Here is an 18,114-nt window from a genome sequence, read left to right on the forward strand (position 1 = left end):
AGGACATCATGAGCATCACCCGCAGCATCCGCACGCCCATCATGCACCGGGCCGTCGAGGCCAACGGCTTCGTCTTCCTCGGCGGCACCATCGCCGACGACACCTCGGTCTCGATGGGCGAGCAGACCCGCAACATCCTCGGCAAGATCGCCGGCTATCTGAAGGAAGCCGGCACCGACAAGAGCCGCGTCGTCAGCGCCTCGATCTTCGTCACGGATCTCTCCAAGAAGAAGGAGATGGACGCGGCCTGGACCGAGTTCTTCGGCGACAATCTGCCGACCCGTGCCACGGTCGGCGTTGCCGATCTCGGCGGCAGCGCGCTGATCGAGGTGGTGGTCACCGCACTGAAGGGCTGAACGCGACAGGGACGTCGGCGCTCTCCGGCGCCGGCGTCCCTCGCGCGGTGCCTTGATCTCGCCTTTGGAAGGTAATACTTAGAGGCTCCCTCAATCAGGACATTCGAGAGCCATGGATTTTACCCCGACCGCAAAGCCCATCCGCCTTGCTCACGGGGAATTCCATGCCTGCTTCAATCATCCTGTCGAATCTGTCGCTGTCCACGCCTGACGGCCGTTCTCTCTTTTCCAACCTCGATCTGACGTTCGGCGCCGAGCGGACCGGCCTCGTCGGCCGCAATGGCGTCGGGAAAACCACGCTGCTTGCATCGATCTCCGGGGAGCACCGTCCCCCCGCGGGACATGTCGCCGTCACCGGATCCGTTGGCTTGCTGCGCCAGGATGTCCAGCTCTCAGCGGGCGCGACGGTGGCCGATCTGTTCGGAGCGCGGGATCAACTCGCGTTGCTTCGCCAGGCTGAGCGCGGCGAAGCTTCGGCCGACGACCTCGCCGAGGTCGATTGGACTCTCGAAGCGCGCTTGCAAGTCGCCCTTGCACGTCTCGGGTTCGATCTCGCTCCCGAGACCGAACTGGAGCGGTTGTCCGGCGGCCAGATCACGCGGGTCCGTCTCGCCGCATTGGTCTTTGCCGAGCCTGACTTCCTGCTGCTGGACGAGCCCACCAACAACCTCGACCGGGACGGCCGCAAGGCCGTGATCGATCTGCTCGCGGCCTGGCGCGGTGGCGCGATCATCGTCAGCCACGACCGCAACCTACTCGAAGCGATGGACGCGATTGTCGAGCTGACGTCGCTCGGCGCCACGCGATACGGCGGCAATTGGAGCCGTTACCGCGAACAGAAAGCCGTCGAGCTCGCTGCCGTCAGGCACGACCTCGCGCATGCCGAGAGACGGCTATTCGAGATCGACGGCAAGGCGCAGGAGGCCGCGGAGAAGAAAGCGCGCAAGGACAGCGGCGGCAGGAAGAAGCGTGCCAAGGGCGACATGCCGCGCATCCTGGCCGGGGCGCGCGAGGATCGCAGCGAGGATACCGGCGGCAAGACCGCACAAATCGCCGAGCGGCAGCGCGCGGAGGCGCTTCAAGCCGTCGACGAGGCGCGCCGGCGCGTCGAAATTCTTCAGCCGCTCTCCGTCAAGCTGCCCGTGACCGGCCTGCCGGCCGGCAGGGAGGTGCTTTGGCTCGACGGCGTCAGCGCCGGCTACCGGCCGGAGCAACCGGTCCTGCGCGATCTCTCATTCGCCGTCGTCGGTCCGGAGCGCGTCGCGCTGGTCGGGCCCAACGGCTCCGGCAAGACGACACTGCTGAAGCTGATCGCGGGCGAGCTGCGTCCGCTCTCGGGCACCCTGCGGGTCAGGCCGGATTTCGCGCTGTTCGATCAGAAGGTCAGCCTGCTCGATCCCGCGATCTCCATCCTGGACAATTTTCGGCGCCTCAATCCGAAGGCGGGCGCGAACGAATGCCATGCCGCGCTGGCGCGGTTCATGTTTCGCGCCGACGCCGCCTTACAGGCAGCCGGAAGCCTCAGTGGCGGGCAAATGTTTCGGGCGGGCCTCGCTTGCGTGCTGGGCGGGTCATCGCCTCCGTCGCTGCTGATCCTGGATGAGCCGACCAATCATCTCGACATCGAGTCCATCGAAGCGGTCGAAGCAGGCTTGATGGCCTATGACGGCGCGCTGCTCGTCGTCAGTCATGATGAAGCGTTCTTGCAGGCGATCGGGGTCACGCGACGGCTCGACCTCGCCGCCAAGGTCCTGCGCACTCATGGCGGGATCGTCTGATCCCGCCCGGCGGTCCTGATATGGCAGTGATTTTCAAAAACCCGACGCCCTGCCCCCAGCGCGTCGGGTGGAAAAAATGAGTATCAATCCGTGATCCCAACGCAACTGTTGTGACGCGTCCCGCAGCAATTGACCACTCCGGGAAACTACCGCGTCGGAATCGCGCTGAGCCGGCTGGTTTGCAACCTATGATGCTGCACTCCCGCCCGGCTCGAGCGCTTCGCCGATCTCGAGCGGATGGGCCATGGTCTCATGCAGCGCCTCGCGATCGAGCTCGCCTTCGGAGATGCTGATGACGACGCAGGCGACGCCGTTGCCGATCAGATTGGTCAGCGCGCGGCATTCGCTCATGAACTTGTCGATGCCGACCAGGATCGCGATCGACTGGATCGGGATGTCAGGCACGATCGACAGCGTCGCGGCGAGCGTGATGAAGCCTGCTCCGGTCACGCCCGAGGCGCCCTTCGAGGTGATCATGGCGATGCCGAGGATGCCGAGCTCCTGCCAGATGGTCAGATGCGTGTTGGTCGCCTGCGCCAGAAACAGCGTCGCCAGCGTCATGTAGATGTTGGTGCCGTCGAGGTTGAAGCTGTAGCCGGTCGGAATCACGAGGCCGACCACGGAGCGCGAGGCGCCGAGATGCTCCATCTTCTGGATCATCTGCGGCAGCACCGTCTCGGAGGACGAGGTGCCGAGCACGATCAGCAGCTCGTCCTTGATGTAGGCGATGAAGCGGAGGATCGAGAAGCCGGCGAGCCGCGCGATCGCCCCTAACACCACGAGCACGAACAGCATGCTGGTGAGATAGAACGTGCCGATCAGGGCGGCGAGGTTGATCAGCGAGCCGAGGCCGTAGGCGCCGACCGTGAAGGCCATCGCGCCGAACGCGCCGATCGGGGCGACGCGCACGATGATGCGGATGATGCCGAAGAACATCTTTGCGGCCTTGTCGATCGCGTCCGCAATGGGCTCGCCGGCTTTGCCGAGGAAGGCGATGGCGAAGCCGGACAGAATCGAGATCAGCAGCACCTGCAAAAGGTCGCCGCGCGCGATCGCGCCCAAATAGCTGTCGGGGATGATCGCCATCAGATGGGCGACGATGCCCTCTTCCTTGGCTTTGGTGACGTAGGTAGCCACCGAGTTCGGATCGATCGTGGCGGGATCGATGTTGAAGCCGTGCCCGGGCTGGAGAATCTCGCCGACCAGGAGGCCGACCGCGAGCGCGACGGTCGAGACCGTCTCGAAATAGATCAGCGACTTCAGCCCGACCCGGCCGACCCTCTTGAGATCGCCCATCGAGGAGATGCCGTGCACCACGGTGCAGAAGATCACCGGCGCGATCATCATCTTGATCAGCGCGATGAAGCCGTCGCCGAGCGGCTTCAAGGCCTTGCCGAGATCGGGGTAGAAATAGCCGATCAGCACGCCGAGCACGATTGCGATCAGCACCTGCACGTAGAGGATCTTGTACCAGGGCTGATGCCGGCGATGGATGGCTGGCTGGATCGCGACTTGTGTCATAGAGTGGCCCCGGAACGCATTGATTTTGCGTGATTTCGATCTTGCATGGCTTGCATCATGTGATGGTCGCCGCAGAAGCGACAATCACATTTTTGTCTGTTCGCACGAAGATCGGTCGCTGCACCGCAACTGGGGGGAACATGTCGACTTCATCAGGCTCCGGCCGGCAACAGCAAGGCTATTTCCCGCGTTGGACGTTGAAGACCTCGGGCGTGATCATGCCGGAGGAGCGGCTGTCATGGGGCCAGACCATCGTCTCCGGTCTCCAGCACTGCGTCGCGATGTCGGGCTCGACGATCATCGCGCCGCTGCTGATGGGGTTCGATCCCAATGTCGCCGTCCTCTTCTCCGGCATCGGCACGCTGATCTTCTTCGTCATCGTCGCCGGGCGCGTGCCGAGCTATCTCGGCTCGAGCTTCGCCTTCATCGCCGTCGTCATCGCGGCCACAGGCTATGCCGGACAGGGGGCGAATCCCAATATTTCGGTCGCGCTCGGCGGCATCGTCGGAGCCGGAGTGCTCTATGGCGTGATCGCGCTGATCGTGATGTGGTCGGGAGTCGGCTGGATCGAGCGGCTGCTGCCGCCGGCCGTCACCGGTGCCGTGGTCGCCGCGATCGGCCTCAACCTCGCGCCCGTGGCGGTCAAGGCGGTGAGCGCGAATGCGTTCGACACCGGAATCGGTCTCGCGACCGTCCTGATCATCGGCGTGGTGGCCGTAGCCGCCCCTGGCTTGTGGCGCCGCCTGCCGATCATCCTCGGTGCGATCGGCGGATATCTTCTGTACCTGCTGTTCGCCAACGGCCTCGGTTTCGGCAAGCCGATCGACTTCGCGCAACTCTCAGCCGCGCCGTGGCTCGGCATGCCGAGCTTCACCACGCCGACATTCCAGGCCGATGCGATCTTCCTGATCGCGCCGGTTGCGATCATTCTCGTCGCCGAGAATCTCGGTCACATCAAGGCCGTCGGCGCCATGACGGGCCGGAGTCTCGATGCCTATCTCGGCCGCGCCCTGTTCGCCGACAGCTTGGCTACCATCGTGGCGGCCTGCGGCGGCGGCACCGGCGTCACCACCTATGCCGAAAACATCGGCGTGATGGCGGCGACGAAGGTCTATTCGACATTGCTGTTTGCCTTCGCCGCCATCGTGTCGATCCTGCTCGGCTTCTCGCCGAAATTCGGCGCGCTGATCCTGTCGATCCCGGGGCCCGTCATTGGCGGCCTCTCGATCGTGCTGTTCGGGCTGATTGCGGCGATGGCCGGCCGGATCTGGGTCGAGAACAAGGTCGATTTCGCCAACCCTGCAAACCTGATCACCGTCGCCGTGGCGCTGACCGCCGGGGCGGGCGACCTCACGCTCAAATTCGGCGCGTTCACGATCGGCGGGATCGGCACCGCAACTTTTGGCGCCATCATCCTCTATCAGATCCTGACCTCGCCGTTGGCGCGGCGCGCGGAATGAATCCCAGGGATGCACGAAAGGGGATGGAACAAAACGCGCCGTCCGTCGATGATGAGCATCCCCGGAGAAAATCCATGCCGCAAACCGATCGCTCGACCTCCTTTCCCTCGCGCCTGGTTGGCCAATACGCCCTGGTGACTGGCGCCTCGCAAGGCATCGGCCGCGCCGTCGCCATCCGGCTCGCCCAGGAAGGCGCAACCGTCGCCATCAATTATTTCGAGCACGATGAACGGGCGGAGGAGACGCTCGCGCTCGCGCGGTCCGCTTCGAGTGATCGCGGCCACGGCGCGCCCGATCACTGCATCGTCAAGGCCAATGTCGCCGACGAGCAAGAGATTGCTGCGATGTTCGAGGCGATCCTTTCGCGCTGGAAGCGTCTCGATTGTCTCGTCAACAACGCCGGCTTCCAGAAGGAATCACCGAGCGAGGCGCTCGACATCGAGACCTATCGCCGGATCATCGACGTCAACCTGAACGGCGCCGTGCTCTGCGCGCAGAAGGCGCTCGCGCACTTCGTCGCGCGCGGGGGAGGGGGCTCCGTCATCAACTGCTCGAGCGTCCACCAGATCATCCCGAAGCCGGGCTATCTCGCTTATTCGATCAGCAAAGGCGGCATGGCCAATCTGACACGCACGCTGGCGCTGGAATTCGCCGGCCGCGGCATTCGCGTCAACGCGGTCGGGCCTGGCGCGATCGACACGCCGATCAACGCGGCCTGGACCGGCGATCCCGCAAAGCGCGGCGTCGTCACCAGCCACATTCCCATGGGACGCGTTGGCACGCCGGAGGAGATCGCCGCCGTGTTCGCCTTCCTCGCGTCCGATGATGCGAGCTACATCACCGGGCAGACCCTGTACGCTTGCGGAGGCCTGACGCTATTCCCCGAGTTTCGCGAGAACTGGGCGAGTTGATCTCGGTTTGGGACTGCGAGGATGGCGGTTGGTCCGGGTAGGGGTCTGCGGCGCCGTGTGCTATCGACCGTGGACGACGCTGCCGCTATTGGCAAGCGTCGACACATGAAGGGCTCGTGACCACAAGCATCAACATCAATGCCTACAGCGACGCGCTGGTGGTCCTCGGCACGGCCGGTGTCGTGGTGCCGATCGTCCGCCATTGGGGCATCAATCCCGTGCTGGGCTATCTCGGCGCCGGCGCCATTCTCGGTCCGCTCGGGCTCGGCTCGCTCGTCAAGGACATTCCGTTCCTGTACTGGGTCACCGTCGCGGACGCGCAGAACGTCGAGGGGATCGCCAATCTCGGCATTGTATTCCTGCTGTTCCTGATCGGGCTCGAGCTGTCTTTCAGGCGGCTCGTCACGATGCGACGCCTGGTGTTCGGGCTTGGCGGCCTGCAGGTGCTGGCGACGTCCGCCATGATCTTTGGCGCGGCGCTTCTCACCGGGCAGAGCTCGGATACGGCCGTGATCCTCGGCGCGAGCCTTGCTCTGTCCTCGACGGCCATCGTGCTCGAGCTTTTGTCCACTGAGAAACGACTTGCGACCACTGCCGGCCGCGCGACCTTCTCGGTGCTGCTGGCCCAGGATCTCGCAGTCGTTCCCATTCTGGTTTTCGTCTCGGTGCTCGGCGCCGGCAGCGGCGACTCGGTGTTGACGCACATCTCCAGCGCAATCCTGAAGGCCGCGCTGGCCGTCGCTGTCCTCACTCTGCTCGGGCGGCTGCTGATGCGGCCGCTGTTCCAGATGGTTGCTGGCACCCATTCGACGGAGCTGTTTGTCGCCGCGACCTTGTTCGTCATCGTCGGCGCAGGGATTGCCGCGCACCAGGCAGGCCTGTCGATGGCGCTCGGAGCATTCGTTGCGGGACTGATGCTGGCGGAGACCGAATATGGCAAGGCCATCGAGGCCACCGTCGAGCCGTTCAAGGGTCTGCTGCTGGGCATCTTCTTCTTCACGGTCGGCATGGCCATCGACTTCCGCGTGTTCATGCGCGAGCCTGGTTGGCTGCTGGCCGCGGTCATCGGCATTCTCGTCGGCAAGGCGATCGTGCTCATCCTCCTCGGCCGGCTCTTCAAGCTGTCCTGGGCGACGGCGATCGAGATCGGCTTCCTGCTGGGCCCCGTCGGTGAATTCGCGTTCGTCAGCATCGGGATGGCGGTGGCCGGCGGTCTGATCGAGCCTCGCGTGTCGAGCTTTGCCGTCGCCGTCACCGCGGTGACGATGGCCTTGACGCCGCTCTTGAGCATGCTCGGACGCCGACTGGCCGCGAAGCTGGGTCCTGAGCGCTCGCCCGATCCCGAACTGGCGGTTCGGCCGCCCGGCGACCGGGCGCAGGCCATCGTGGTCGGCTACGGCCGCGTTGGGAAAGTCGTCTGTTCGCTGCTCACCAGCCACGGCCTGAACTACATCGCGGTCGATCACGAGGCAGTCGCCGTGGCGCGCGACCGCCGCGACGGCCACAAGGTCTATTTTGGTGACGCGACGGAACCGGGTTTCCTCGAAGCTTGCGGCCTGATGCAGACGACCGGTGTGATCATTACCATCCAGTCGCGGCCGGCGATCGATGCTGTCGTCGAACGGATCCGGGCGGTGCGGCCGGATGTGCTGATCGTTTCACGTGCGCGGGACGCCGACCATGCCCGGCACCTCTATGCGATCGGCGCAACCGATGCGGTGCCGGAAACCATCGAGGCAAGCCTGCAGCTTTCCGAAGCCGCACTGGTCGGCCTCGGAGTTGCGGTCGGGCATGCGATAGCCTCGGTCCACGAGAAGCGGGATGAATTCCGGCTGACGCTGCAGCAAGCCGCCCGCGTTGCCGGGCAAGAGAAAGCGCGTCCGCTCGATCTCACCGGCCGCCAATCCCCGCGATAGCAGCCCATCCGGGTCGCTATGCGCCGCAGACTGCGATGATCTGGCAAAATCGGCCCGCGCAGACTACATCTGCGCCATGGCAAACGCTCCACGGGCAAGCTCCCCGCTCCAGGATTTCGTCGGCCGGCACGAAAAGCTGTTCGTGCTGACCGGCGCCGGCTGCAGCACCAATTCGGGCATTCCCGATTATCGGGACAGCAACGGCGACTGGAAGCGGACCCAGCCGGTCAACTTCCAGTCCTTCATGTCGGACGAGCATACGCGGCGGCGCTATTGGGCGCGCAGCCTGATCGGCTGGCGGCGGTTCGGCCAGGCTCGCCCGAACGATGCGCATCACGCGCTGGCCCGGCTCGAGGCCAACGGCCGGTGCGGGATGCTGCTGACCCAGAATGTCGACCGGCTGCATCAGTCCGCCGGCCATAGGCAGGTGATCGACCTGCACGGCCGGCTCGACCTGGTTCGCTGTATGGACTGCGGCCGCAAGACGCCGCGCGATGAGTTTCAGCACGCGCTTGGTCGCGCGAATGCGGCCTGGCTGACGCTCGATGCGGCCGATGCACCCGATGGCGACGCTGATCTGGAGCACGAGGATTTTTCGTCCTTCCAGGTGTCTCCTTGCGAAGCCTGCGGCGGCATCCTCAAGCCCGACGTCGTGTTCTTCGGCGAGAACGTCCCCCGCGACATCGTTGCCACCGCGCAGGATCATCTGGCACAGGCCGACGCCATGCTCGTCGTCGGCTCGTCGCTGATGGTCTATTCCGGATTCCGCTTCGTGCAGGCTGCCGCGCAGCGCAATATTCCGATTGCGGCGGTCAATCTCGGACGCACCCGCGCCGACGATCTCCTGACGCTGAAGGTCGAGGAGCGCTGCGAGGCGGCGCTTGCATTCCTGCTCTGATCGCGCCAGCGCCGAACACGTCTTGCCTATTGCATAGGTGGCAAGCAGAATGGCCGGGCGCGGCGTTGTCCTCGTCGTCCATGGCATGGAAATTGCTGCGCTTTCGACCCCAGTCTTGACGATCAGCGCGGAGAATTTGGAATGCTTGAGGGAGCCGAGGTGCGGCTTGCCGTTGATATCGGTGGCACGTTCACCGACATCGTGCTGGACGTGGGTCAGGATCGCAAGACGCGCAAGGTGCTGACGACGCCGCAGCGTCCCGAACAGGCCGTGCTGGACGGGATGCGTCTCATTCTCGCCGATGCGCGCGCGCATATCAGCGACATCGACGTCTTCATTCACGGCACCACGCTGGCGACCAACGCCATCATCGAGCGCCGCGGTGCCAAGACGGCCCTGATCGCGACCGAAGGCTTTCGCGACGTGCTCGATATCGGCACCGAAAGCCGCTACGACCAATATGATCTCGGAATCGACAAGCCGAGGCCGCTGGCGCCGCGCAGTTTGCGTTTCACCGTGCCCGAGCGCGTCGACGCCCACGGCGCGGTCCGTCTCCCGCTCGACGAAGCATCGGTGCGTGCACTCGCGCCGAAATTGCGTGAGCTGGGCGTCGCGAGCGTTGCGATCGCCTTCCTGCACTCCTATGCCAATCCCGAGCACGAGCGACGTGCGGCCGCGATCCTGGCCGAGGAGATGCCGGGCATCTCCGTGACGGTGTCCTCGGCCGTTTGCCCGGAGATCCGCGAGTATGAGCGCACATCGACAGCGGTCGCGAACGCCTATGTGCAACCCCTGATCGACGGTTATCTCGCCCGCATGGCCGACGCCTTGCAGGTCGAGCAGTTCCGCGGCGCCATCTATCTCGTCACGTCAGGTGGCGGCGTCACCTCGATCGAGACGGCACGGCGCTTTCCGGTGCGCCTCGTCGAGTCCGGGCCTGCCGGCGGCGCAATCTTCGCGGCGCAGATCGCGGCGCGTCTTGGCGAGAGCAAGGTCCTGTCCTTCGATATGGGCGGCACCACGGCAAAGATCTGCCTGATCGAAAAGTACCAGCCCGAGACCTCGCGCGTGTTCGAGGTCGATCGCGCCGCGCGTTTCCTCAAAGGCTCCGGCCTGCCGGTGCGTATTCCCGTGATCGAGATGGTCGAGATCGGCGCCGGCGGCGGCTCGATCGCGCATGTCGATGCGATGAAGCGCGTCACCGTCGGGCCCGAGAGTGCCTCGTCCGAGCCGGGCCCGGCCTGCTATGGCCGCGGCGGCCAGCGTCCGGCCGTGACCGATGCGGACGTAGTGCTCGGCATGATCGATCCCGATGCTTTTGCGGCCGGTACGATCAAGCTCGACCCGGAACTTTCGAAGCAGGCGCTGCTGCGCGATGTCGGCGAGCCGCTGGGCCTGTCGGCAGAGACTGCGGCCTATGCCGTGCACGAGGTCGTCTGCGAGAACATGGCGAGCGCGGCGCGCGTCCATGCGGTCGAGCGCGGCGAGATCGTCGGCCAGCACACCTTGATCGCCTTTGGCGGTGCCGCGCCGCTGCATGCGGCGCGCGTTGCCGAGAAGATCGGCGTCTCCCGGGTGATCGTGCCGTCCAATGCCGGTGTCGGCTCGGCCGTCGGCTTTCTTGCCGCTCCGATCGCCTATGAGCTGGTGCGCAGCCGACATGTCCGGCTCGATGATTTCGACACCGAAGCGGTGTCGGATCTCCTGCAGGAGATGGTGACCGAGGCGCGCGCGCTGGTCGAGCCTGGCGCCGCCGGTGCGCCGGTGCGCGAGCGCCGTGCCGCCTTCATGCGCTATGTCGGCCAGGGCCATGAGATCTCGGTCGAGCTGCCGAACCGGCGGCTGACGACGGCTGATCTCGCCGGCCTTCGCCAGAAGTTCGAGGCGGACTATTCCGCGATGTTCGAGCGGCCGATTCCGGGCGCCGCCATCGAAGTGCTGAGCTGGTCGGTGCTAGCGACCACCGAGGCGCGCAATCCGCCCACCGTTGCGGCCGTCACGCGCAAGCCCGCAGGGAAGGCTGTCGGCAGCCGCAAATTCTTCGACGGCCGCGCCGGCGAGCTGATCGAGATCCCGCTCTATCGCCGCGAGGACATGGCGCCGGGCGCGACCATCGCAGGCCCGGCCGTGATCGCGGAGGACGAGACCTCGACCTTCGTCTCCACCAGTTTTGACGCCCATATCGATGGTGCCGGCAGCATCGTCATGGAACGAAAGGCGGCCTGATCATGAGCAAGGCAAATGGCGCGAGCCTGATCGACCTTCAGATCATGTGGCACCGGCTGATCGCCGTGGTCGAGGAGCAGGCGCAGGTGCTGCTCCGCACCGCCTTCAGCCCGATCGTGCGCGAATGCGGCGACCTCTCGGCCGGCGTGTTCGACCTCAAGGGGCGGATGCTGGCGCAGGCGGTGACCGGCACGCCCGGTCACGTCAATTCGATGGCGGAATCGGTCAAGCACTTCATCAACCACTTCCCGATCGAGACGATGAAGGAGGGCGATGCCTACATCACCAACGATCCCTGGATGGGCACCGGTCATCTCAACGACTTCGTCGTCACCACGCCCTGCTTCAAGGACGGCAAACCGGTCGCGCTGTTCTCCTGCACCAGCCATCTCATGGACATCGGCGGCATCGGCTTCGGGCCCGACGCTACCGACGTGTTCATGGAGGGGCTCTACATCCCCATGCTGAAGTTGATCGACCAGGGCGTCGTCAACGAGACGCTGATGGCGATGATCCGCACCAACACGCGTCTGCCGATCGATACCGAAGGCGACACCTATTCGCTGGCCGGCTGCAACGACGTCGGCTGCGAGCGCCTGGTCGAGATGATGACCGAGTTCGGTATCGACACGCTCGACGAGCTCGGCGACTACGTCTGCGACCGTTCGCGCGAGGCGGTTCTCGCCGAGATCGCGAAACTGCCGAAGGGCAGCTGGCGCAACACCATGGTGGTCGACGGCTATGATGCGCCGGTGACGCTGGCGGCGACGCTGACGATCTCGGATGCGGGCATCCATGTCGATTTCGACGGCACCTCCGCGGCCTCGAAGTTCGGCATCAACGTGCCCTTGTCCTACACCACCGCCTACACCGTGTTCGGCCTCGGCTGTGTCGTCGCCTCGCAGATTCCTAACAATGCCGGCTCGCTGTCGCCGCTGACGGTATCGGCGCCCGCAGGTGCGATCCTCAATGCACCCAAGCCGGCGCCGGTCGCCTCGCGCCACATCATCGGCCAGATGCTGCCCGACGTCGTGTTCGGCTGCCTGCGTCAGATCATTCCCGAGCGCGTGCCCGCTGAAGGCACCTCGTGCCTGTGGAATCTCAACGTCCGCGGCCAGACCCGCTCCGGCGTCGGCGGCAATTACGGGTTCTCGATGGCGGTGACATCGAATGGGGGCACCGGCGCGCGCTTCGGCAAGGACGGGCTGTCGGCCACCGCCTATCCCAGCGGCGTGCGCGGCACGCCGGTCGAGATCGCGGAGACGCAGACGCCGCTGATCTTCTGGCGCAAGGAGCTGCGTCCGGATTCCGGCGGGGCAGGGCGCACCCGCGGCGGCCTTGGGCAGATCATCGAGGTCGGTAGCGGCGTCGATGCGCCGTTCGACATCCTGGCGGCGTTCGACCGCATCGATCATCCGCCGCGCGGACGCGATGGCGGCCAGAACGGCGAGGCCGGCTATGTCGGCCTCAAGTCCGGAAAAAAGCTGCGTGGCAAAGGCTTTCAGCAGGTGCCGCCGGACGACCGGCTGGTGGTGCTGACGCCCGGCGGCGCCGGCATCGGTGCTCCCACGACGCGCGATCGTGCGGCGGTCAAGGACGATATCGAAAGCGGGCTTGTGTCCGCCGACAATGCGGCTGCAGTTTATGGGTACGCGCGCTGACATGTCAGTGCGCTTGATCAACGGAGGGGAGCAATGATCACGCGACGGAACTTCACCGCGGGCGCAGCGACGCTGCTCGCCACCGGTCACATCTCGACCCGCGCCCGGGCGGCGACGACGAGCTGGGACATGTCGACGGTCTGGCCCGACGGCAATTTCCACACCCAGAACGCGATGGCTTTTGCCGAAGAGGTGAAGAAGCAGACCGGCGGTGCGGTCGCGATCACCGTCAAGGCCGGTGGCCAGCTCGGCTTCAAGGGGCCCGAGCATTTGCGCGCCGTGCGCGACGGCCTGGTGCCGCTCGCCGACGTCCTCAACATCCAGCAGGTCGGCGACGAGCCCTTCATGGGCGTCGAGAGCATTCCCTTCCTCTGCGGCTCCGTGGACGAGCTCAAGGTGCTGCACAAATATGTGCGGCCCGAATACGAGAAGATCGCGGCGCGCAACAACCAGAAGATCCTCTACATCGTGCCGTGGCCGACGCAGTATCTGCACCTCAAGGCGAAGGTCGCCGACGTCGAGGGCCTGAAGAACATCAAGATCCGCGTGCCCGACAAGAATGCGGTCGACATGCTGAATGCGATCGGCATGGCCGCCGTGATGATCCCCTGGGGCGAAACGATTCCCGCGCTCGCCTCGGGCGCTGTGTCGGGCGTTTCCACCTCGTCGGTATCAGGTGTTGACGGCAAGTTCTGGGAATTCCTGAAATATGTCTACCCGACCAACCACGTCTGGTCGTCGCAGATGCTCACCGTCAATCTGGATTCCTGGAAGGCGCTTCCCGCGGATCAGCAGAAGCTCGTGGGCGATATCGCTGCAAAGATGGAGCCGGGCTTCTGGGCGAACTCGCTCAAGGCCGACGTCGACAGCCTCAACCGCCTCAAGGAGGGCGGCATGGAGGTGGTGCCGGTCTCGGGCGCGATGATGACGGATATCCGAGCCAAGACCGCGCCGCAGCTGGATGCCTTCCTCAAGCGCGTGCCGGCGGCCGACAAGCCGGTGCGGGCCTATCTCGCCGAAATGAAGCGCGGCTGAGGGCGGGATCGTGGTGAGCGTTTCGCCCGAAGCACCGCAAAGCCTCAATGCAGCGGCACCAGTGCCGCTGCGCATCCTGCTCGACGGAATCGACCGTCTCGGCCGGCTCGACGGCTGGATCGGCGGCGGTTGCCTGTTGATGCTGACGCTGCTGATGCTGTGCGAGGTCGCAACGCGCTTCCTCTCGAATTTCCTGCCGTTCTTCCCGCCGACGATCTCGATTGCCTGGGAGTACTCGTCTTATCTGATGGCGGCGTCCTTCACCTTCGGCGCCGCCATGACCTTGCGCGTCGGCGGCCACATCCGCGTCGTGCTGCTGCTCAAGAATGCACCAGTGCCGGTGCAGCGCGGGCTCGAGATCCTCTCGGCGGTGGCCGGCTTCGCCTTCATGGCGTTCCTGACGTCAGCGATGGCGAAGTTTGCCTTTGCCGCGTACACGCGCGGCCAGGTCTCGACCTCCAGCGATACGCCGCTGTGGTTTCCGGAAGCCGTCGTCACCTTCGGCATGCTGCTGCTCACGCTCCAGTTCCTGGCGCGCGCGATCCAGGCCGTGCTCGGCCTGCCGCTGGAGGATCACCGCATGAAGGCCTCGCCCGTCGAATGACCACCGCGCCCGCACCCGGATTCAAGATCGCATGACCATCGAAGTCGTCGCCCTGTTCGCGATCCTGTTTGCGCTGCTGGCCTGCGGCGTGTGGATTGGCCTCACGCTCGCGCTCACCGCGACGCTGCTACTCGCGATGTTCCGCTCGATCCCGCTCGACAAGCTGTTGCCGCAATATGCCTGGAACATCCTGACCACGCAGGAGCTGCTGGCGCTGCCGCTGTTCATCCTGATGGGCGAGCTGCTGTTCCGCACCCGCCTGTCGCGCTCGCTGTTTCAGGGGCTGGCGCCCTGGGCCGGGCTTCTGCCGGGCCGCCTTCTGCATGTGAACGTGATCGGCTGCACCATCTTCGCGGCGATCTCCGGCTCATCGGCCGCGACCACGCAGGTGATCGGCCGCATGTCGCTCAACGAGCTGCTGCGCCGGGGCTATTCGCGCGACATCGCGATCGGCTCGCTCGCGGGCGCCGGCACGCTCGGCTTCCTGATCCCGCCGTCCAACATCATGATCATCTACGGCGTGCTCGGCGACGTCTCGATCCTGAAGCTGTTCACCGCCGGCGTGCTGCCCGGACTTCTGCTCGCCGCAACCTTCATGGGCTGGGTGATGCTGCATACGAGCCTCAAGCCCGCGATGGTGCCGGAGACGGAAGCGAAGCTTTCGCAGGTGCCCTGGAGCGAGCGCTTCGCCGCGCTGAAGGATCTCGCGCCGGCATTGTTCCTGATCGCTTGCGTGCTCGGTTCGATGTATGGCGGGCTCGCGACGCCGTCGGAAGCCGCCGCCGTCGGCGTGCTCGGCGCCGCGCTGGTCGCCTGGGCGCAGGGCTCGATGTCGCAGCAGGTGATGCGCGACGTGCTGATCGGCTCGGTCGTGACCTGCTCGATGATCGCGCTGATCGTGCTCGGCGCCTCGATCCTCGGCAATGCCGCGGCCTTCCTCGGCATCCCGCAGGCCGTCGCCGCCTTCGTCAAGGGGCTCGGCCTGTCGCCCGTCATGTTGATCGTCGTGCTGATCGTCTTCTACCTGATCCTCGGCTGCTTCCTCGACGGCTTCTCGATGATCGTGATGACCTTGCCGATCGTGCTGCCCATCGTGAAGGGAGCAGGATTCGACGAGATCTGGTTCGGCATCTTCCTCGTGCTTGCGGTCGAGATGGCGCAGATCACCCCGCCGGTCGGCTTCAACCTGTTCGTGATCCAGGGGCTGACGGAAGACGGTCTCGGCTACATCGCACGCGTCACGATGCCTTATCTCATGATCATGATCGGCTTCGTGCTGCTGCTGACGCTCTGGCCCGGCATCGTCACGATTTTACCGCGGGTGCTGTACGGGTAATCGACGTCTCGTCGCCGACTTTCGATAGCTCCCCGGCCAGGCCGCCCGGCTCGTCCCACCTACCATCCGTTGTGTTGCCCGACAGCCAAAACGCAAGCGCTGGGTCGATAGCCGCTTGCAAAAATATTCGAATTTACAGAAGTTCGGTTTTGCCGTACAACCCGCGCCATCCCGCCCGCCACAAGGGGCGTTTCGCGATCGTCACGGGACGCGGGTCGGGATGCGGTGGCCGCGACGGCGTCGGCGCGAATGGTGGCTGCAGGGCGGGCAACCGTGAGCAGCGACAGGCGCGATACGACACGGCGCTGACAGCGTCTCTGTCCAGTCTCGATGGCGAGCGCACGCCAGCAATCGGGAATGCGGATGGGGATGTGCGCGGACGGAGAAGTCGTGTGGTCCTGACGCCCGGGGTCTGTGCGTCAAGTCCTGCGGAGATGTCGCGCCAACCGGCGCGCATCGATCATCCGCAAGGCGACGGGGGCAATAGTGCATCGCTCCCCGGGGAGAGCACGAAGGACACCGTGAAAACCATCCGCGCAGGGAAGGCCGGGATGTCCCGGCGTCACCTGTCGTCCACCCCGTGCGCGCTTCTTTAGCACACGCGGGACTTCGGGTGCCAGCCGGCGCCCGGCCTTCCCTGCGCCCTTGCTTTCAAAGGGCGGAAGAGATCAGCAAAGCTCGGGCGAACAAGCCGCGAGAACGCGAAGGTGTGTGAAGATGGAACGATGCTGTGGGATGGGTAGAGCCCTTGCTAAACCCATCATGTTTCAACGTGGAAAAGGCGTTGATGGTTTTCGCTTCGCTCTACCCATCCTGCGAACCATCGCCAACAACGGTCTCGTGCCCCAGATGCAGCGCAGCAGCGTAAGAACGCTGCAGCACGTCCGGGACACGAGAGAGGCGCGCCAAACGTCGTCCCGGCTTGTCGACCGGGACGACTTGCGCGAGCAAGAGCGAAGGGGTGTTCAGCTCGGCTTACGCCGCCGCCTTCTTGCGCGCGAGCTCGGCCTTGTACAGCTCGAACTCTTCCGCGACCGCCTTCGCGACTGACGGCCGCTGGCGCAGGCGCTTGTAATAGGCCTTCACGTTCGGCCATTTGGCGAGTTCGATCGGCGGCGTCGCCATGGTCCAGTTGATGACCGTGACCAGATAGGCGTCGGCGACGCTGAAATGGTCGAGCAGGAAGTCGCGCCCCTTCAGGTAGTTGTCGAGATAGTCGAGTCGCGACAGGTTCTTCTCGAGGGCATAGGCCTTGGCCTCCTGCGGCGCCTTGCGGTCGAGCAGCGGGATGAAGAGGCCCTTATGAAGCTCGGTGCCGACGAAGCAGAGCCATTGATGCAGGCGGGTGCGATCGATGCCTACCGCGGCGCCGAGCCCGGATTGCGGGAAGCGGTCGGCAACATATTGCAGGATTGCCGCGTTCTCGGTCAGAACCACGCCCTCGTCGGTGCGCAGCGTCGGCACCAGGCCGATCGGATTGACGGCGCGGAAGTCGGAGCCGTCGCTCAGCACCGTCTTGGTCGGCGGGTCGACCTCGAGATAGTTGGCCTCGGCACCGGCTTCATACAGCGCGACGCGGGTTGCCATCGAACAGGCGAGCGGCGAGAAATAGAGATCCATCTGTAGCCTCCTTGGGCAATTCCTGGGATTTCGCTCAACCTGGCCAGATTGATTTTTGTACCATCTTGCATAATATGAGGTCGGTCAAGGATTAATTTGCGAAATGGTACAAAAATCGAAGCCGCCAACTGCTGCCAGTGAGCCCGAGGGCCGCGGCCAACCCGAGCGCCGCGGCCAACCTAAGCGCCGCGGCCGTCCGCGTGCCTACGAGCCTGACGTTGCACTCGGCAAGGCGCTCGACCTGTTCCGGAAGCAGGGTTTTGCCGCGACCTCGCTCGATGATTTGAGCGAAGCGACCGGGATGAACCGACCGAGTCTCTACGGCGCCTTCGGCGACAAGCGCGAGCTCTACATCAAGAGCTATCAACGCTACCGCGAGGACGCGCGGGCTTCCATGGCCGCGATCTTCCGCGAGGAGATGCCGGTGCGTCAGCGGCTGGAGCGCATCTTCGCCTCCGCGCTGAGCATCTATCTCTCCGGCGAGACCGGCCCGCGCGGCTGCTTCACGGTGGTGACCGCGGCGTCAGAAGCCGTTGGCGATCCCGAGATTCGCGCCATGGTGCTCGACGGTCTCACCGAGCTCGACAAGGCCTTTGCGAGCTGCTTCCGCCGCGCCAGGGAGAAGGGCGAGCTGCCGGAGAGCGCCGACCCGGTCGTGCTGGCACAGATCGCATCAGCCACCGTCCACACCATCGCCATCCGCTCGCGCGCGCGCGTGTCGCGCAAGGAGCTGGAGGCGATCGTGAAGGGCGCAATCGACGTGATGGTGGGAGGCAAGGAGTAGGCTGTCGT

14 protein-coding genes are annotated in these 18,114 nt (G+C 65.1%); 12 read left to right on the top strand and 2 right to left on the bottom strand.

Annotated elements, in window-relative coordinates; genetic code table 11:
- The first annotated feature begins 8 nt into the window (after positions 1 to 8).
- Positions 9 to 356, top strand: coding sequence for a RidA family protein (locus A3AS_RS0111490; protein WP_018317734.1), 348 nt, complete (start codon positions 9 to 11; stop codon positions 354 to 356).
- A 164-nt stretch (positions 357 to 520) separates the two neighbouring features.
- A complete protein-coding gene (locus tag A3AS_RS0111495; protein ID WP_018317735.1) occupies positions 521 to 2,134 on the top strand; it encodes an ABC-F family ATP-binding cassette domain-containing protein in 1,614 nt (537 codons plus the stop codon).
- Between the two features lie 186 nt (positions 2,135 to 2,320).
- Here A3AS_RS0111495 and A3AS_RS0111500 read toward each other — a convergent pair whose 3' ends face one another.
- Positions 2,321 to 3,655 (bottom strand): dicarboxylate/amino acid:cation symporter, encoded by a 1,335-nt coding sequence (locus A3AS_RS0111500; RefSeq protein ID WP_018317736.1) that lies wholly within the window; start codon positions 3,653 to 3,655, stop codon positions 2,321 to 2,323.
- Between the two features lie 140 nt (positions 3,656 to 3,795).
- Between A3AS_RS0111500 and A3AS_RS0111505 the strand changes: the two genes are divergently transcribed.
- From A3AS_RS0111505 to A3AS_RS0111545, 9 genes are all read left to right on the top strand, one after another.
- Positions 3,796 to 5,115 carry a solute carrier family 23 protein gene (locus tag A3AS_RS0111505; protein ID WP_018317737.1) on the top strand — a complete coding sequence of 440 codons (1,320 nt, stop codon included), beginning with the start codon at positions 3,796 to 3,798 and terminating at the stop codon, positions 5,113 to 5,115.
- 74 nt (positions 5,116 to 5,189) lie between these two features.
- The gene (locus A3AS_RS0111510) at positions 5,190 to 6,026 is read left to right on the top strand and encodes an SDR family oxidoreductase (RefSeq protein WP_026201903.1); all 837 of its coding nucleotides are present in this window, start codon (positions 5,190 to 5,192) and stop codon (positions 6,024 to 6,026) included.
- A 116-nt stretch (positions 6,027 to 6,142) separates the two neighbouring features.
- Positions 6,143 to 7,942: a cation:proton antiporter gene (locus tag A3AS_RS0111515; protein WP_018317739.1), complete on the top strand. Its 1,800-nt coding sequence runs from the start codon at positions 6,143 to 6,145 to the stop codon at positions 7,940 to 7,942.
- A 76-nt stretch (positions 7,943 to 8,018) separates the two neighbouring features.
- Entirely contained in the window at positions 8,019 to 8,840 is an 822-nt protein-coding gene (locus A3AS_RS0111520) for an NAD-dependent protein deacetylase (protein WP_018317740.1), read from the top strand.
- Between the two features lie 141 nt (positions 8,841 to 8,981).
- Complete coding sequence (locus A3AS_RS0111525; protein WP_018317741.1) at positions 8,982 to 11,066, top strand: hydantoinase/oxoprolinase family protein; 2,085 nt, start codon at positions 8,982 to 8,984, stop codon at positions 11,064 to 11,066.
- A 2-nt stretch (positions 11,067 to 11,068) separates the two neighbouring features.
- Positions 11,069 to 12,727 (top strand): hydantoinase B/oxoprolinase family protein, encoded by a 1,659-nt coding sequence (locus A3AS_RS0111530; RefSeq protein ID WP_018317742.1) that lies wholly within the window; start codon positions 11,069 to 11,071, stop codon positions 12,725 to 12,727.
- 33 nt (positions 12,728 to 12,760) lie between these two features.
- Entirely contained in the window at positions 12,761 to 13,762 is a 1,002-nt protein-coding gene (locus A3AS_RS0111535; RefSeq protein ID WP_018317743.1) for a TRAP transporter substrate-binding protein, read from the top strand.
- Between the two features lie 10 nt (positions 13,763 to 13,772).
- Entirely contained in the window at positions 13,773 to 14,366 is a 594-nt protein-coding gene (locus tag A3AS_RS0111540) for a TRAP transporter small permease subunit (protein WP_018317744.1), read from the top strand.
- Positions 14,367 to 14,397: 31 nt separating this feature from the next.
- Complete coding sequence (locus A3AS_RS0111545) at positions 14,398 to 15,702, top strand: TRAP transporter large permease (RefSeq protein WP_018317745.1); 1,305 nt, start codon at positions 14,398 to 14,400, stop codon at positions 15,700 to 15,702.
- Between the two features lie 975 nt (positions 15,703 to 16,677).
- Here the strand turns inward: A3AS_RS0111545 and A3AS_RS0111550 are convergent.
- A complete protein-coding gene (locus A3AS_RS0111550; RefSeq protein ID WP_018317746.1) occupies positions 16,678 to 17,322 on the bottom strand; it encodes a glutathione binding-like protein in 645 nt (214 codons plus the stop codon).
- Positions 17,323 to 17,425: 103 nt separating this feature from the next.
- Between A3AS_RS0111550 and A3AS_RS0111555 the strand changes: the two genes are divergently transcribed.
- Positions 17,426 to 18,106, top strand: coding sequence for a TetR/AcrR family transcriptional regulator (locus tag A3AS_RS0111555; protein WP_018317747.1), 681 nt, complete (start codon positions 17,426 to 17,428; stop codon positions 18,104 to 18,106).
- Positions 18,107 to 18,114: the final 8 nt, after the last annotated feature.

It is taken from the genome of Bradyrhizobium sp. WSM2793, assembly GCF_000379585.1.
Taxonomy (GTDB): domain Bacteria; phylum Pseudomonadota; class Alphaproteobacteria; order Rhizobiales; family Xanthobacteraceae; genus Bradyrhizobium.

Excerpts from the sequence above, each read along its gene's own strand:
- A3AS_RS0111490 (WP_018317734.1), top strand. The coding sequence starts at position 9 with ATGAGCATCACCCGCAGCATCCGCACGCCCATCATGCACCGGGCCGTC.
- A3AS_RS0111495 (WP_018317735.1), top strand. The coding sequence starts at position 521 with ATGCCTGCTTCAATCATCCTGTCGAATCTGTCGCTGTCCACGCCTGAC.
- A3AS_RS0111500 (WP_018317736.1), bottom strand. The coding sequence starts at position 3,655 with ATGACACAAGTCGCGATCCAGCCAGCCATCCATCGCCGGCATCAGCCC.
- A3AS_RS0111505 (WP_018317737.1), top strand. The coding sequence starts at position 3,796 with ATGTCGACTTCATCAGGCTCCGGCCGGCAACAGCAAGGCTATTTCCCG.
- A3AS_RS0111510 (WP_026201903.1), top strand. The coding sequence starts at position 5,190 with ATGCCGCAAACCGATCGCTCGACCTCCTTTCCCTCGCGCCTGGTTGGC.
- A3AS_RS0111520 (WP_018317740.1), top strand. The coding sequence starts at position 8,019 with ATGGCAAACGCTCCACGGGCAAGCTCCCCGCTCCAGGATTTCGTCGGC.
- A3AS_RS0111525 (WP_018317741.1), top strand. The coding sequence starts at position 8,982 with ATGCTTGAGGGAGCCGAGGTGCGGCTTGCCGTTGATATCGGTGGCACG.
- A3AS_RS0111530 (WP_018317742.1), top strand. The coding sequence starts at position 11,069 with ATGAGCAAGGCAAATGGCGCGAGCCTGATCGACCTTCAGATCATGTGG.
- A3AS_RS0111535 (WP_018317743.1), top strand. The coding sequence starts at position 12,761 with ATGATCACGCGACGGAACTTCACCGCGGGCGCAGCGACGCTGCTCGCC.
- A3AS_RS0111545 (WP_018317745.1), top strand. The coding sequence starts at position 14,398 with ATGACCATCGAAGTCGTCGCCCTGTTCGCGATCCTGTTTGCGCTGCTG.
- A3AS_RS0111550 (WP_018317746.1), bottom strand. The coding sequence starts at position 17,322 with ATGGATCTCTATTTCTCGCCGCTCGCCTGTTCGATGGCAACCCGCGTC.
- A3AS_RS0111555 (WP_018317747.1), top strand. The coding sequence starts at position 17,426 with ATGGTACAAAAATCGAAGCCGCCAACTGCTGCCAGTGAGCCCGAGGGC.